Source organism: Shewanella livingstonensis, assembly GCF_003855395.1.
Taxonomy (GTDB): domain Bacteria; phylum Pseudomonadota; class Gammaproteobacteria; order Enterobacterales; family Shewanellaceae; genus Shewanella; species Shewanella livingstonensis.
Genome location: NZ_CP034015.1, coordinates 1,619,671 through 1,636,326, shown reverse-complemented (window position 1 = coordinate 1,636,326; position 16,656 = coordinate 1,619,671). Strand labels below are relative to the sequence as shown.

At 40.7% G+C, this 16,656-nt stretch carries 11 protein-coding genes and 6 tRNA genes; 1 reads left to right on the top strand and 16 read right to left on the bottom strand.

The annotated features are described in order from the left end of the window. Nucleotides 1–145: 145 nt before the first annotated feature. The 5 genes from EGC82_RS07075 to EGC82_RS07055 all read right to left on the bottom strand — a co-directional run bounded on the left by EGC82_RS07075 (nt 146) and on the right by EGC82_RS07055 (nt 6,565). The gene (locus EGC82_RS07075; RefSeq protein ID WP_124730143.1) at nt 146–763 is read right to left on the bottom strand and encodes a transglycosylase SLT domain-containing protein; all 618 of its coding nucleotides are present in this window, start codon (nt 761–763) and stop codon (nt 146–148) included. A gap of 74 nt (nt 764–837) precedes the next feature. Next, complete coding sequence (locus EGC82_RS07070) at nt 838–1,272, bottom strand: hypothetical protein (RefSeq protein ID WP_124730142.1); 435 nt, start codon at nt 1,270–1,272, stop codon at nt 838–840. Nucleotides 1,273–1,274: 2 nt separating this feature from the next. Continuing rightward, the gene (gene gshA / locus EGC82_RS07065; RefSeq protein ID WP_124730141.1) at nt 1,275–2,894 is read right to left on the bottom strand and encodes a glutamate--cysteine ligase; all 1,620 of its coding nucleotides are present in this window, start codon (nt 2,892–2,894) and stop codon (nt 1,275–1,277) included. 329 nt (nt 2,895–3,223) lie between these two features. Next, nucleotides 3,224–6,067 carry a M16 family metallopeptidase gene (locus EGC82_RS07060; RefSeq protein WP_124732581.1) on the bottom strand — a complete coding sequence of 948 codons (2,844 nt, stop codon included), beginning with the start codon at nt 6,065–6,067 and terminating at the stop codon, nt 3,224–3,226. Between the two features lie 69 nt (nt 6,068–6,136). Further along, nucleotides 6,137–6,565, bottom strand: coding sequence for a YqaA family protein (locus tag EGC82_RS07055; protein WP_124730140.1), 429 nt, complete (start codon nt 6,563–6,565; stop codon nt 6,137–6,139). 629 nt (nt 6,566–7,194) lie between these two features. On the opposite strand from EGC82_RS07055, the gene EGC82_RS07050 reads away from it, so the two are divergent. Continuing rightward, nucleotides 7,195–8,448, top strand: coding sequence for a dicarboxylate/amino acid:cation symporter (locus EGC82_RS07050; RefSeq protein ID WP_124730139.1), 1,254 nt, complete (start codon nt 7,195–7,197; stop codon nt 8,446–8,448). Nucleotides 8,449–8,557: 109 nt separating this feature from the next. On the opposite strand, the gene EGC82_RS07045 is transcribed toward EGC82_RS07050, so the two are convergent. From EGC82_RS07045 to csrA, 11 genes are all read right to left on the bottom strand, one after another. Then, nucleotides 8,558–9,721: an alginate export family protein gene (locus EGC82_RS07045; RefSeq protein WP_124732580.1), complete on the bottom strand. Its 1,164-nt coding sequence runs from the start codon at nt 9,719–9,721 to the stop codon at nt 8,558–8,560. An 822-nt stretch (nt 9,722–10,543) separates the two neighbouring features. Further along, nucleotides 10,544–11,674 carry a sodium ion-translocating decarboxylase subunit beta gene (locus EGC82_RS07040; RefSeq protein WP_124730138.1) on the bottom strand — a complete coding sequence of 377 codons (1,131 nt, stop codon included), beginning with the start codon at nt 11,672–11,674 and terminating at the stop codon, nt 10,544–10,546. Between the two features lie 9 nt (nt 11,675–11,683). Then, entirely contained in the window at nt 11,684–13,462 is a 1,779-nt protein-coding gene (oadA, locus tag EGC82_RS07035; RefSeq protein WP_124730137.1) for a sodium-extruding oxaloacetate decarboxylase subunit alpha, read from the bottom strand. A gap of 13 nt (nt 13,463–13,475) precedes the next feature. Beyond that, complete coding sequence (locus EGC82_RS07030; protein ID WP_124730136.1) at nt 13,476–13,736, bottom strand: OadG family transporter subunit; 261 nt, start codon at nt 13,734–13,736, stop codon at nt 13,476–13,478. A 603-nt stretch (nt 13,737–14,339) separates the two neighbouring features. Further along, nucleotides 14,340–14,416, bottom strand: a tRNA-Arg gene (locus EGC82_RS07025). A gap of 73 nt (nt 14,417–14,489) precedes the next feature. Continuing rightward, nucleotides 14,490–14,581, bottom strand: a tRNA-Ser gene (locus EGC82_RS07020). Between the two features lie 8 nt (nt 14,582–14,589). Then, nucleotides 14,590–14,666: transfer RNA gene (locus EGC82_RS07015), tRNA-Arg, on the bottom strand. 27 nt (nt 14,667–14,693) lie between these two features. After that, nucleotides 14,694–14,770, bottom strand: a tRNA-Arg gene (locus EGC82_RS07010). A gap of 27 nt (nt 14,771–14,797) precedes the next feature. Next, nucleotides 14,798–14,874: transfer RNA gene (locus EGC82_RS07005), tRNA-Arg, on the bottom strand. 22 nt (nt 14,875–14,896) lie between these two features. Beyond that, nucleotides 14,897–14,988 (bottom strand) — tRNA-Ser (locus EGC82_RS07000). A 1,163-nt stretch (nt 14,989–16,151) separates the two neighbouring features. Beyond that, nucleotides 16,152–16,349 (bottom strand): carbon storage regulator CsrA, encoded by a 198-nt coding sequence (gene csrA, locus EGC82_RS06995; RefSeq protein ID WP_011636538.1) that lies wholly within the window; start codon nt 16,347–16,349, stop codon nt 16,152–16,154. Nucleotides 16,350–16,656: the final 307 nt, after the last annotated feature.

The window sequence follows — 16,656 nt, the reverse complement described above, 5'->3', positions numbered from 1 at the left end:
CCTAGGCTCCTTTTTTGTTATTGATTTTTGGTGATTAAATTTGGTGATTGAATGCTTTCTTGTGATTGAATAGCTAGGAATTTCGCTTAAAACGCTAATCATTGTTCACCGTCATCAGTAAGCCGCTACACAAAGTCACTCAGACTTAATCAAAAAACACTCGCCATAACCACGACGAATCTAAATCTTCTTTGCATTGATGATACTGCGCAGCGTAGCGTTTTGAACGCTTGTCGACTTTATTGGCTACAGGCGTTAACCATCTTTTAGCTTTATAGCTACCACGCTTATAGCCGCCCCAACCTTCGTGATAATTTAAGTATTGGTTTTTAGCATCCCACTTTGATACGCCATTAATTTTATGGGTTTTGTAAATAAACCAGCCCATAAAGTCCATCGCATCATCAAAATCACTGCGACTAGACCAATTATTACCGGTTTCGCGAACGTAGTCGTCCCATGTCATGGTTTTAGCTTGTGCATAGCCATAGGCATCGCTGGCTCGTCCAGTAGGGATAAAACCTAAAAAGTATTCCATTGGCGGCGCGGCATTGTGTTTAAATGAACTTTCTTGATACATGATAGCTAAAGGAACATGTACCGGCACGCCCCATTTCTCACGCGTATCTACTGCAGCTTCATACCACGAACGATGTTCTTTAAAAATAGCACACAGGTTATCAGGCTCTTTCGGAGGCGAAGTGGCACATCCCGCTAATGACAGTAATACGATTGCGCTGACGGCACCTAAAAAACACTTCATAACACCTCTACCAGTACCTAAGATATTGATTCTGGAATCAGTTTTACATCAATTAAAAATCAATGCAATTGTGCTTAACGTTTCATTTCACATTGATGAGATTCTGTTTGCCAAATAATTGGCTGCCAGTAGCCTTGGTTTTGGCCAATATAGATTTTATCAGTATTGAATTGGGCGGCAATATGGTAACGCTGATCAGCTTCAATGTTGACCGAAAACACTTTCACTTTACGAGCCGATAATGACACTTTCAGTTCGGGGGAGTTAATCAGTTCAGCGACAGTAAAGTCATGCTTGCCTGGCGATAACAAGTAGTTAGGTCTTGAAATAACAGCAACACCATCTAAATGCGTTACCACTACACGGTATAAATTGGCACTGTTGTCGGGGGCTAAATAGCTCGATACAGTGCCACACTCTACCATTTCATCTGGCGATGAAGCACAGCCGGGTAACACTAATGCTGCTACCGCGACGAGCAGCGCTCGCCAAGATGAATAAACTTGCATGATTATTTAGCCTCGAAAGTGCCTGCTGGAACAACATCACGAAAATAATCTTGCAAGAAAGTGGCAAAATTATCTTGTGGTTGAGCCTCTAAACTTTGCTGCTCAAGCAGAGATTTCTTAGCCTCGTCTTCGTAAGCTTTTTCAACCTCATGGCTTAATGGGTAATGAGTTAAAAATTCATGATAATCATTCGCTAATTGTTTAACCCACACACTATGATCTGTCCCTTTAACCACAACTTCATTTATGACTCGACCGGATAAGGTTTTATCTGGATCATCGATAGCTTCAGACCAAGTACTTAACGCGGTTCTATAAGCATGGCTATCATCGCCGTCCAGTAACTTTGCGATGGTCTCTAATTGTCCAAATATCTCGTGCATCCATTGCGTTAAGCTAATAGTTTTACCATTTTGCTGCAATTCAAGCCCAGGTTTACGGCCTTCTAATACTACGGCTTTTAAGTTCGCGGCAATTTCTGCTTCACCGACAGCATCGGTATCTTCAGATGGCGACAGCAAACAATACAATAAAAATAAATCTAGAAAACGTACTTGAGTAGCGTCAATCCCTACAGGGCTAAATGGATTAACATCTAAGGCTCTAACTTCAATATATTCCACCCCTGCACGCGATAAAGCTTGTGAAGGTTTCTCACCTTTTTTAGTCACACGCTTGGCGCGGATTGGCGCGTAAAATTCATTTTCAATTTGCAAAATATTACTATTGAGTTGGCGATACTCACCATCAACATTGATACCAATTTTGGCAAACTTTTTCGATGGCATTTTAATCGCAGCGCCGACGCCTTCAAGGTAGTCAGGCAATGAGTTGTAGCTAATATTAAGCGTGTCTTGTTCTTTGTTGGTATAGCCTAAATCACTCATGCGTAATGACGTTGCATAAGGAAGGTATAAGGTACCTTTGCCGGTTTTTTGAAATTCGAAATCGACGTCTTGATCTTTAATAAATGAACTGCATAATGCTGGTGTTGAGCCAAATAAGTACGGTAATACCCACACTAAACGGCGGTAGTTACGAATAAGGCCAAAATAGGATTCTGAGATAAAATCTTCAAAGCTAATATTTTTACTGCTGCAAGCGGCACTATTGGTCATCTTGTCATCATACAGACGCTGCCATAAATCTTGCGATACAGAAAAGTTAAAATGAACCCCAGAAATGATCTGCATTAATGCACCATAACGATGGGTTAATCCTTTACGATATAAAGTTTTCATTTTACCGTTATTAGAGCTGCCATAGCGTGCTACTGGGATATCGCTTACTTCACCAACATAACACGGCATGCTAACGGGCCACAGTTTTTGACCGTTTAGGTTTCGGACACTGTAAGCATGAGTTTGGGTTAAGCCATCAAGTAACTCATCAATACTGTGGCATACCGGAGTAATAAATTCTAATAAAGCTTCGCTGTAATCAGTGGTAATACGCGAATGCGTCAGAGCAGAACCGAGCGCTTTTGGGTGGTCATCTTGTGCTAAGTGGCCATTTTCATTAATACGCAATGCTTCACGTTCAATACCACGTAACATACCCAATAAAGCCTCACGGCCTTGAGTGTCGCTTAAGTGTTCGACTTTTTCATTGAAAGACTTCAATTTACTACTCTCTTTTATGGATTCGCATTGCGAGTAAACAGCTAGACCTGATAATAAACGAGATTATTACTGAAAACGCGAAAAAAAATGTAACTCAGTATAATTAGCTTGTTTATGGATGCTAAATTAAAAACGGCAACACTAGCGGTCACCGTTGATGGAGCCTCAAATATACTCTTTTTTGCCCATTGACCGATATTGTATAATATTACGATTAATGTACATAATTTAGCTCAATCTATTTATAAATAGATTGAGCTAAGTGTATATAGGGTTAACATTAGCTTATTTCAAGGCTAGTGTTAACCCTAGCAGTAACAAGTGTTCAACTAGTCGGCAAGTGTTACCATTTCAATTTGATACCCTAGCGCTTTTAGCTGTGGCTCAACAGTGGTTTTATCACCCACCACCAGCATAACCATGTCGTTGATATTTAATAATCTACTGGCAAGCTTATTTAACTCACTTGTCGAAATGTTTTTAACTATCTCATCTTGTTTAACGGTAAAGTTTTTATCCAACTGATAGCGTTGGATCATTCTTAAAAAACCGGCTTTTTGATACGGTGTTTCATATTCTAACGCCTGGCTTTGTGCAATCGAACTGCGCATAAAGGTACTTTCTTCGTCGGTCATGCCTGACGCTTGGTAAGCGTTAATTTCGTTGACAAACTCGACCAGAGATAACCCCGTCACATCACTTCTAACACTGGCATACGCCATAAACTGACCCGTATCTTCAGCGCCACCAAACTGCGTGCGAGCACCATAGGTATAACCTTTATCTTCACGTAAATTCAGATTAATGCGGCTATTAAACGCATCACCTAATGGGTAGTTCATTAAATAGGCTTTAAAGTAATCACCGGTTGCATCATACGGTAACGATACTTGACCAATATTAATTACCGATTGAGCAGCCCCGGGCTTATCAATTAAATAGACGGTATTTTGAAGGTGGGTTGGCAAAGCTGGTAAGGCGGCAATCTGAGTCGCCTCGCCTTGCCACTCAGTAAACATCGATAATTTTGGCATAATCTGTTGCTGACTTAAGTCTGATACCACCACCATTTGAGCATTACCGGCACGGAACTGCTGTTGATAAAATTGTTTCACATCATCAAGGGTTAACGCCTCGATAGATTTAATCGTACCATCACTGCTGATCCCTAATGGGCTATTACTGCCATATAACAAGGCAGAAAAACCTGTACTAGCTAAATAGTTGGCATCTGACATTTGATGTTGTAAACCTTGCAACTGTTGTTGCTTAACACGTTCAAAGTCTGCAGCAACAAAACCAGGGCTGAATAAACGCTCTTTAACAATGGCAAGAGTAGCGTCTAGATTTGCGGTTAAACTTGACACTTTAAGGTAACTTTGTGAATCACTAGCACCGAAGCTAATTGATGAGCCAAGCATATCAAGTGCTCCAGCTAATTCTTCACTACTGCGTTGTGCACTTGACTCATTGAGCATAGAGGCTGTTAACTCAGCTAGACCCGCTTTATTAATTGGCGCTAAACGATGGCCGCCATCCAAGTAAACAAGCAGTTCAACGGTAGGCGTTTCATCACTCTCAGTGCCCATTACTTTAATGCCATTGGCGAGTTTACTGTCCCACAACTGTGGCACTGTTAATAATGGTGCAGCTGCTGATGGAGGCATTTTATTGCGATTAAATGAGGATTTTGCAAAAGTAGTATTGGTTAATCCCGTTACGGCATCTTGTGCAATGGGCAAAGTGCTCGGTTCAAAATTATCCGCGTGGGCGATTAATTGTGTTTGTCCTTCAGGCACAATACTCATCACCACCATAGGCTTGTTTTTGATGTACGTATTAAAAACCCGCATCACATCGGCTTTGGTGACATTCGCATAGCGGGCTAAATCAGATGCCACCATGTCAGGCTTGCCAAAAAAGGTTTGATTGGCGGCCAGTGTTGATACTTTACCTGCGACGCTTTGCATACCAAAAATAGTAGCCGCCTCAAACTGCACTTTGACTTTTTGTAAGTCATCGTCGGTAACACCACGTTGCTCAAACTCACTGATAGTTTGATTTATTTTGCTTTCAAGATCTGCAAGGCTGCCGCCTTTAGCAGGATTTGCCACAGCGTAAAGTGACAACTGACAAGTAAGCTCTTGGCATGGATGGCTTACCGCAGCTTGCACCGCATAACCATCTTTAACCAAGTTTTTATATATCAGCGATGTTTTACCGCCACCGAGAATATTAGCCAGCAAATCTAATGCGGCTTCGTCTTTGTGTTGTGCGTAAACAGTGGGGAATCCCATGTATATTAATGGCAAATGTACTTTGTCTTCCATCGATATATAACGGGTTTCATCCAATGTCACCATGCTTTTAGCTTCAGACTTAACCGTAGGCCCTGCTGGAATTTCACCAAAGTATTTATTTACCCATGCCAGTGTTTGCACTTCATCAAAATCACCACCAATCGTTAAAGTAGCATTATTAGGCCCATACCAACGTTGGAAAAAATGTTTCACATCTGCAGCTGTGGCGCGATCTAAATCATCTGGCCAGCCAATAACAGGCCAAGAATACGGATGACCCGCTGGATATAATGCTTGGTTAAAACGTTCATTCAAACGGCCATAAGGGCGGTTATCAATTCGTTGGGCACGTTCATTTTTAACGGTTTCACGCTGAACTTCGAATTTTTCGCTGGTGAGTGCAGGTAATAAAAAACCCATACGGTCAGACTCTAACCAAAGCATTTTTTCTAATTGATTGCTCGGCACAGTTTCAAAATAATTGGTTCTGTCGGTATTGGTGGTGCCGTTTAATGTTCCACCCGCTTCAGTAACCACTTTAAAATGTTGTTCATCACCCACGTGCTGTGAGCCTTGGAACATCATGTGTTCAAATAAATGGGCAAAACCACTGCGGCCGGCTAATTCACGGGCTGAACCTACATGATAAGTCACATCGACATGAGCTAAGGGATCAGACTTATCTTGATGCAAAATAACCGTTAAGCCATTGGCTAACTGATATTTTTTATAGGGAATGCCTACTTGATTGTCTAACAAGGTCGCCGTTTCAATTAACGTCACGCCTTGAGGTAAACTCGATGCTTGTTGGGCGTCATATGCACAACCACTCAAGGCTGCACTGATAGTTGCTGCTAATATCCATTTATTCAAATTTAGTTTCAAAATCGATTCCTTCCTTTATAACAAATATATAATCATGGTTGCAGAAATAACGGGGTATCAAATCTCAAGCGTATACATCATCAACAATACAATGACGCTATAACGGATAAGCTTACCGATAAACATAAAAAAAACAGCTGGCACGACAGGTATTTTAAGCCACCCTGCTAGTAAACATAATAAATCACCAATGATGGGTAACCAAGACAGCAGTAAGGCCCACATACCATACTTTTCTATCCATGCTATTGCATAGCGATATTGGCGACGTTGAATATCTTGTGGATCTTTGGCTAACCGCCCTGCTCGACCGAGTGCATAGCTGGTTATCGCTCCAAGCGTATTACCAACACTGGCTACTATCAATAACTCAAGCCAGAAAGAAGGGCTTTGATTAAGTAATGCCACCAGTAACACTTCTGAGCCACCAGGCAATAACGTTGCAGCTAAAAAGGCACCGCTGAACATTAACCATAAACTCGTCATCGATAGACCTTATTGTGCATTAATAGTTTCACTCCAGTCACTATTCAATTTATTGCATGCAAGTTTGGCAATGAATATATGCACGATATTTTTTGCTCAAGACCTAGCTAAATTCCTTGCCAAATTCCTTGCCAAGAACTTTAGTTGAACATTTTACCAAACATTTAGCTTAAGCAGCAGCGTAATGACACCTAAAATGACACCACTCATATCGACATGACATTCAAAACGCCACGTTGATACGATGTCTTATTACATAAAAATGCAAGGTTATCTTATTCAATTTACGTTAATTGAGTCTCTGAAGCACTAATAGGTTAATGAGTAGTGAAAAACTTAAAGTTATAATAACAAAATTACTTATTCTTATAAGTTATAATAAAATAACGTTGTTTGTCTTTGGATCACTTCATACAATACGATTAATATTTATTAACCTTAACCGGTTTTGTTAATCATTATTTAGCCTTAACACCACGCATTTTCTTCAAAAGCTAAACAGCAATAGATCTTCATAAAAGGTTTAGCTTCTAATAATTAATCACTCATTAATGAATATAATGAGTCACGCACAACGGCGTTGTCTACTCAAATTTAGTGACGTCATAATGACATAATTTGGAATTCTCATGATATTGCAAACGCTCAAACGCATCCCTTTTTGGCAGAAAGTCATTGCAGGTTTTGTTTTAGGAACACTCACTGGCGTCGGATTAGGCGAGTCTGCAGTGATGTTAAAGCCCCTTGGTGATCTGTTTATTAGTGCCATTAAAATGCTAGTTGCTCCTTTGGTATTGTGTGCCATTGTGGTGAGCATTACCTCACTAGGTTCGCAAGGTAATTTAAAACGTTTAAGCTTTAAAACATTAGCCATGTTTATGTTTACCGGCACCATAGCATCATTCATAGGCTTAACGGTCGGCAGCCTTATCGACATGGGCGGTAATCTTGCTTTAGCCACATCGGAAGTGCGCGAACGCGATATTCCAGGCTTTGCTCAAGTACTGCTAAACATGATCCCAGTGAATCCATTTGCATCATTAGCTGAGGGCAATGTGCTACAAATAATCGTGTTTGCCGCATTAATCGGCATTGCCATTAATGCAGTTGGCGAGAAAGCCGCACCGTTAAAGAACGTTTTTGAAGCCGGCGCCGAAGTGATGTTCCAATTAACCCGTATGGTCCTAAAACTAACACCGATTGGCGTGTTTGGCTTAATGGCTTGGGTTGTGGGTGAGTATGGTTTAAGTACACTATTACCTTTAGGTAAGTTTATTATGGCGATTTATATTGCCGCGCTGATTCATATCGTGTTTGTTTATGGTGGATTAGTGAAATTGGCTGCAGGTCTAAGTCCAGTTCAGTTTTTCCGTAAAGCTATGCCCGCTCAAATAGTCGCTTTTAGTACAGCATCAAGTTTTGGAACCCTGCCAGCAAGCTCTCGTTGTACAGAGTCTATGGGCGTGTCAAAACGTTACAGTGCTTTTGTACTGCCACTGGGCGCAACTATGAACATGGACGGTTGTGGCGGTATTTATCCTGCTATTGCAGCTATCTTTATTGCGCAAATTTACGGTATTCCACTCGACATGACGGACTACATGCTGATTGCGGTAACGGCAACCGTTGCTTCTGTTGGTACTGCAGGCGTTCCAGGAAGTGCGATGGTGATGTTAACCGTAACTTTAGGCGTGATAGGCTTACCACTAGAAGGTATTGCTTTTATCGCCGCCATTGACCGTATTATTGATATGATCCGCACCGCAACCAACGTGACTGGCGATATGATGACTGCGGTTGTTATCGGCAAGAGCGAAGGTCAACTTGATGTAGAACAGTTCTACTCAGATGAAAAACCCTCACAACAACCAGCCACTTTGTGATGTTTCGCAGTGATAAGCAGAAATGATAATAAAAAAGCGAGTATCAATTGATACTCGCTTTTTTATAACATAAGACAATCAATGATTATTGATTATTGATTATTGATTATTAGAATTTAGCATTTGCCCACAACCATACTTTATCTGTATCAACTTTACCGGCACTCGCATCGCCTGCTGAGTAGGCCGCATATTTAACGCCTATAGTGTAATGTTTATCGATAGGTAAACTAAATACTGCATCAATTTCATCACCTAAATCATTAACCGTTGCGCTTGATTCGTCAGCTTCAAAATCATGATAAGCCAATGCCCAATTACCGCCGACAACGCTGCCGCCTACAGAAATATAAGTATCAACAAGACCTTGTGCAGGTGTTCCTAAGAATTGATCAGACCAGCCATTGAACGCGTGTAACGTGGCAAGCGGTGTCGCAAAACCATATTCGCCATTGTCAGACCCCAGCTGTTCGTAACCTAGCTTGAACGTTAATCCGCTAAAACCAACACCCACTTCACCTAACAAGTAGTCTGCGGAATAAGAAGTTGTAGCAGTATCTGCATCTTGAGTGGCGTATTCTACCGTATAAAGTAATTTGATTTTGTCTAAATCTTTGGCGCCAGCAAAACGCACGCCATAAGTGTCGATACCGTTATCAAGATTGCTATCTTCTTCGAGTAAATAGCCGTAAGCACTTAACTTACCAAAACCTAAGTTATAAGACGCATTGATAATGTGATCTTTTGAATCAATGTCTTTTACTTCAGCAAAAATACGGTTGCGCTTGTAGATGTAGCCATAATCAACGCTAAAGTCATTCATCGCATATTGCATAGTGACAGCATCGAATGTTTGACGATCTTGACGCCAACCTACGTGCCCTAAAAAACGCATGTTATCAAGTGCGATCACTTGACGACCAGCTTTAGCTGTAAAACCATCACGCTTATATTGTAAAAAAGCTTGGTCTAACTCAGTTGTTTCTGGATCTGCAATAACTGAATACGCGCCATTATTTCCAATCGCGTCGTTATAATCATTTACACCAGCCAAATTGCGCGAGTCTTCAAACTCAACTAAAGCTGTTAAGCCATAATATTCTGCTGTAGCAAACGTTAAACGAGTACGCAGTGTTAGCGCATCAGCATCTTTTAGTGCGTTGTCTTGATCGACTGATTCATAACGTAAATTTAAATCTACATTGGCAGTACCTTGAGTAACAGCGTCTGCAATAGAATTAATATTAGTATCTGCTGCATTAACGCTTCCCATAGCTAATAACAACGAACACGTTAGTGCTGATAAAGCCCATTTTTTAGCTACAGCTGAATTAAGGCAAGCCTTACCCACAACTTGACTAGCAAGTAATTTGTTATTCATCTCACATCCTTAATATTATTTTAAGTAAAGTTAAGTTACCAATAGGCTAAATATACGTAAAATATATGACTACCAAGTTAACTGGGATTAACTTTAGATACTTCCTGAATCCATTTCCGTGATTTATCCAGCATTTTAAATACTTCTTTACCCAAATGTTGACGGCAATTCAAAATTTGCGACTTTTAACAGGTAAAATTAGCATTATATCGAACGGATAATATTTGAGCTCATGTTGTTTTGGTAACAAAACTATGAATAAAAACGGTAACTTAAGTACCTACAAAGGAGTATTTTAGTGGGGTTTTTCTGAAAGTTGACTTTTACACATACCACCTCTAAATTAGCAATACCTAACACTAAAAGCATATCGGTATGCTAAAACTTTATATGCAGAATGAAGTTACGCACACTTTTCGAACTAAAATATTACGTTTAATGAGCCACTAAAGTTGGTGATATTTTCATAAATTAGTCGATTTCTTTTTTATATATAGGTTAAGAATAGAATCAAAGACATAACCGTTCATGTAATTTCATGCGATAAAGGCTAATCTAAAAGCAAATAATTTATTCACGACTATAACGCCACGACTCCCAAGTATTAAAGCTTAAGTACGCCAATATAAATCAAATAGGTGTATCAACTTTACCAATCAGATAGAAACAAAAAAGCCAATGCGATTGCATTGGCTTATCAACTCGATAGATAATTTACCCTAATACGGCCAACAATACCCCTGCGGCAACAGCGCTACCTAGTACACCTGCTACATTAGGCCCCATAGCATGCATTAATAAAAAGTTTTGATTGTTAGCTTCTAAACCTACTTTGTTCACTACACGGGCAGCCATTGGCACGGCAGATACACCTGCGGCACCAATAAGCGGATTAATTTTCCCACCAGAGAGCTTACTCATCAATTTGGCCATCAATACACCAGAAGCAGTACCAATACTAAACGCAACTGCGCCAAGGATTAAAATACCAAGAGTTTCGATTCGTAGAAATTGATCGGCTGATAACTTAGAACCTACAGCAAGACCTAAAAAGATCGTCACCATATTAATTAGCTCGTTTTGGGCGGTTTTAGATAAACGATCGACCACACCCGATTCGCGCATTAAATTACCCAAACAGAACATACCGATTAGCGGTGTCGCCGCGGGTAAAAATAAAATGGTTAATCCTAGTACCATCAGCGGAAAAATAATTTTCTCCATTTTACTGACCTCACGTAGTTGCTCCATTTTGATTTCGCGTTCTGCTTTAGTGGTTAATAACCTCATAATTGGCGGCTGAATTAGCGGCACCAGAGCCATGTACGAGTATGCAGCTACAGCAATAGCGCCTAACAATTCAGGTGCCAGTTTAGAGGCTAAGAAAATGGCAGTAGGACCATCGGCACCACCAATAATGGCAATAGCGGCTGCATCTTGCATGCTAAACTCAAAACCTGGCACCCAATTAAGGGCGATAGCACCTAATAGAGTGGCAAAAATACCAAATTGTGCCGCAGCACCGAGCAATAAGGTTTTAGGGTTGGCTATTAATGCCCCAAAATCAGTTAGAGCACCAACTCCCATAAAAATCAGCAGTGGAAATACACCCGTTTCGATACCGATATGATAAGCGTAGAACAGTAAACCACCTTCATCAGTAAAACCTGCATTAGGAATATTGGCTAATATCGCGCCAAAACCAATGGGTAATAATAAGAGAGGTTCAAAACCTTTTATTATCGCTAAAAATAATAACAAACAACCAACAGCCATCATCAGTAGTTGACCACCACTAAAGTTGGCAACACCCGTTTCGGCCCAAAAGGCCATTAATCCTTCCATTTCGACCTCTTATACTAGTGACAACAATGTTGAACCCACTGTGACACTGTCACCCTGCTTAACCGCTAACTGAGTAACAACACCATCTTCTTGGGCGCGAATTTCAGTTTCCATTTTCATCGCTTCAAGGATAATAATCACTTCACCCATTTTTACTGTTTGACCATTATTAACTAACACTTTAAAAATATTGCCTGATAGTGGCGCGGCCATAGTGCACTTAATCTCACCGGTAGTCGCCGACGTTACCGCTGCAGAAGTAACCACTGAAGGTGTTGCTGAAGTAGATACAATATGACTTATCTCACCCCCTTCGCTCACTTCTACTACAAAACGTTGACCTTCGACATTAACGGTATAAGTTACAGGACCACTATCGGTCTTTACTTGGAGATCATCGGCACTAGGGACCGGCTCAAACGCATCTGGATTACCGCGATTTTTAAGAAACTTAAGACCAATTTGATTAAATAACGCGTAAGTCATTACATCGTCATCTTGTTCTGCTGCTAAGCTAAAGCCCTGCTCTTTGGCGGCTTCAGCAAGCTCTACACGTAACTTATCAAGTTCTGGTGCAATTAAATCTGCAGGGCGACACGTAATAGGCTGCTCACCTTTTAACACTCTGGCTTGTAGTTCCGCATTCACAGGCGCTGGCGTAGCACCATATTCACCCTTTAAGACGCCTTCAGTTTCTTTGGTCATCGACTTATAACGTTCGCCCATCAGCACATTAATCACTGACTGTGAACCTACAATTTGCGAGGTAGGCGTAACTAAAGGTAAAAAGCCAAGATCTGCGCGTACCCGCGGAATTTCTTCAAGCACTGCGTCCATTTTGTCTGCTGCACCCTGCTCTTTTAATTGATTTTCCATATTGGTTAGCATGCCACCAGGCACTTGAGCACGTAAAATTCGAGAGTCGATACCTTTTAATGCACCTTCGAAACGAACATATTTTTTTCGTACCTCACGAAAATAAGCGGCAATCTCTTCCAGCAAAACCATATCGTAGCCGGTTGCTCTGTCCGTATCTTCAACCATTGCCACTAAAGTCTCTGTAGCGCTGTGACCATAGGTTTGGCTCATCGATGAAATAGCGGTGTCCAATACATCAACACCTGCTTCAATCGCTTTCTGATACGTTGCAGTACTCAAACCTGTAGTCGCATGGCAATGCATCGATACCATCAAGTCCGTTTGCGACTTTAATCGGCTAATTAAGTCATACGCTTGCATCGGTTTAAGTAAGCCGGCCATATCCTTAATACATAATGAATCAGCGCCCATGTCTTCTAAACGCTTAGCCATATCAACCCAAGTATCTATCGAATGAACAGGGCTTGTGGTAAAAGAAATAGTACCTTGGGCATGACCGCCAACATTTTTAACCGCTTTAACGGCAGTTTCAAGGTTGCGGACATCATTCATCGCATCAAAAATACGGAATACATCGACCCCATTAGTGTGAGCGCGCTCGACAAAACGGGTAACAACATCGTCGGCATAATGACGATAACCTAATAGATTCTGGCCACGAAGCAACATTTGTTGCGGTGTATTAGGCATGGCTTTTTTCAGCTCACGAATACGATCCCATGGGTCTTCTCCGAGATAACGAATACAAGAGTCAAACGTGGCTCCGCCCCATGATTCAAGTGACCAGAAACCTATTTTGTCTAATAGCGGCGCTATGGGTAACATATCGTCAATACGTAAACGTGTTGCCAGTAATGATTGGTGTGCGTCACGCAGGACTACATCGGTTAGTGCTAATGGCTTGCTCATAATGACTCCAAATTTATTTCGCGCGGTATTGATGTATCGCAGAGGTAATTGCGGCAACCAGCTTAGGATCTAAACCAGTATGTCCCGGTGCATTAGATGTTACTGGCAAAGGTGTTACAGGCACTGGTGTAGCGGTTGTCGCTTCAGATGCAGGAAAAAGTTTGGCAACAATGCCAATAGCGATGATTAAGATACTCAAAAAAATAAAAACTAAGCCCATGCCCATTACCATGATGCCTAGTGCATCGGATAACTGCTCTGATATCGATGTCATGTATCCTCACTTTGTCTGTTAAACATCAAACCATTACGTTGGCTATTATGTACTGTCCACATTGCATGATCATGGTGCAAAGTCACAAAACGTGCACCACGATAACAACAGTTTTAACGGCAGCATAAAAGAGCTTGAATTATGCATCAAAGCATAAATATTCAAACTCAACGCTTATTCAATGAAATTATATTTCATGGCAAACAGCAAATTGAAGCTGGAAAACCAATTATCTGTCACAAAATATAAACAATTTATGATAAAAATGCTATCTTTTTGTAAATTGGTCTTACCAAAAGAGCGATATTCAATCGTAGAGAATCAATAAACCTCAAAAAAATAGCCAATAAATTATTGAATCATCACATAATCTGCCGAAGATGCTTTTTAATTGATAAAGTAACATTGATTTATAAGCGTCACCCAATACATTATTCATTTAACATCTTGATAAAAGACATTCTCAACAGTGATATAGATGATTAGTGAATAAAGATGTCAGCATCCACTCTAGCTTAATAAAGAGTGACAGTTAAAAGTAAGAAGAAGCTCTCAAATTAAACGCAAAAAAAAGCCCTGCATTAATGCAGGGCTTTTTTATTATGGTGCGCGTGGGAGGAGTCGAACCTCCGACCGCCTGGTTCGTAGCCAGGTACTCTATCCAGCTGAGCTACACGCGCAAAATCTTTACAACACGCCATTCACAAGTATCGCTATGGTTAGTATTTTAAACAACTAACCATACTTAATGAATGGCGGAGAAGGAGGGATTCGAACCCTCGATGGGATTTAAAGCCCATACTCCCTTAGCAGGGGAGCGCCTTCGGCCACTCGGCCACCTCTCCGCAATATATGGTGCGCGTGGGAGGAGTCGAACCTCCGACCGCCTGGTTCGTAGCCAGGTACTCTATCCAGCTGAGCTACACGCGCATAAATTGGGTTTTAGTGAAACATGAATGGTGCGCGTGGGAGGAGTCGAACCTCCGACCGCCTGGTTCGTAGCCAGGTACTCTATCCAGCTGAGCTACACGCGCATTCATGTTTAACACTATAATAGATAATGGTGCGGATGGGAGGAGTCGAACCTCCGACCGCCTGGTTCGTAGCCAGGTACTCTATCCAGCTGAGCTACATCCGCATCGTATATCTATTGTAAGAAATGGCGGAGAAGGAGGGATTCGAACCCTCGATGGGATTTAAAGCCCATACTCCCTTAGCAGGGGAGCGCCTTCGGCCACTCGGCCACCTCTCCGTTTCTTGGCGCACATATTACTGTTTGATGAAAATAAGTCAAACCCTTTTTAGGAAACCTAACTTCATTTGGAGTGTTTTTAAGCACATTGGGGATAATAGACTCAAATAGTCATGAAAACTGTATTATTTTTTATGAATATTGGTTTCTATTAACGGTATTAATCCTCTTAACCTCTGCTCGAGTTAAGAGATAGCTAAATCAGAAAAGCAAAAATAGATCGCCTATTTCATAGAAAACTAGTTATTTATTTTATTGCCGAGGGCTGGTGACGTATTAGTAACCAGTGCCCATTAATTTCTGAAGATAAGTTTTTGAAGATAAGTTGTGTAGCAGTTTGCAGTAATTTTATACAACTGAAGATTCTATTAGACATTTTGTCGATACCTAGCTTTAGTTGCGCACCATACTAAGCGATACCACAATCGCAAATAAGAGCATTTAAATATTACATTTACATAATACTCGGCTGCGCAATGTAACCACCATCACAATGCAAAGACGACCATGTTAGTGGATTAAACGTTATTAACACGAGGGATCAACATTAGGTATCAACATGAGAAAGGTTACTCGCTAAGTTAAGCTTGATAGCAATTGTCATCCATTCCGCCATACGACCTTATTTACAAGCTCAAATTGAAATCAACACTAAAGAGGCTCATAAGACTTACCGCGAGTAAAAACGCGTACCAAAGCTATTAACTAAGATTACGATGTTTCCCAATGAGTGCAAACAACGGATTGACCAAGCATTTGAATCACCCCAGCGAGGCCTCTAAAACAAACGCTAAAGCGTTGCATACATTTAAAAGTAAAACGGTAGCTTTTGCCGCAATAACCTTAAATTGAAAGTTTCAGGCGTTTTAAATTAATAACGACCTTAAGTTCTGCTCCTGATAATAAATGGGACAAACAATAATACGTTCTCAAATCTCGACGCAAACTTGTTCATTGTGTTACTCACAAAGTGAATCTTTGCCCCCTTTCCCAGCATCAGTACATGAATGCCATCCAGCTAACTGAAGGTAAACCTTTATTACTGCGGGAACGTTACCTTGTGAGGATTGGTATAAAGTAAACCGACAGTTTTCTTAAGTACAGAAAACAAAAAAGTCAGCAAATGCTGACTTTTATGATATCGACCATATATCTGGACGAAATTAGTAATTACCGCCTTCAGAAGGGGTACCTGACTTCTCAGACTGAATACGTTGATAGATCTCTTCACGATGAACAGACACTTCTTTAGGTGCATTAACACCAATACGTACCTGATTACCTTTAACACCTAATACAGTAACTGTGACTTCGTCACCGATCATTAATGTTTCGCCTACACGACGAGTCAAAATTAGCATTCGATTGCTCCTTTAAGTTCAATCTGCATAACACGCTTTATCCGTAATATGCGCTCATTATAAGGTCTGCTTTACATAAAATCATAGTATCAATTTCTGAATACGTCGGTTTATAAAGCATATTCTCTTAGGTAATCACAAAATTTGATGATTAATCATCTTTTAAAACGAGTTGACCGTCAATTAATCATATTCACGACACAACTCGGTTGTTAAACAATCCAATACGGCAAACTAATAACAAAAACGATAGGGATAGAAAAAACAAGTATCAAAATAGAGTACTACATTTGAGCACAAAAATGAG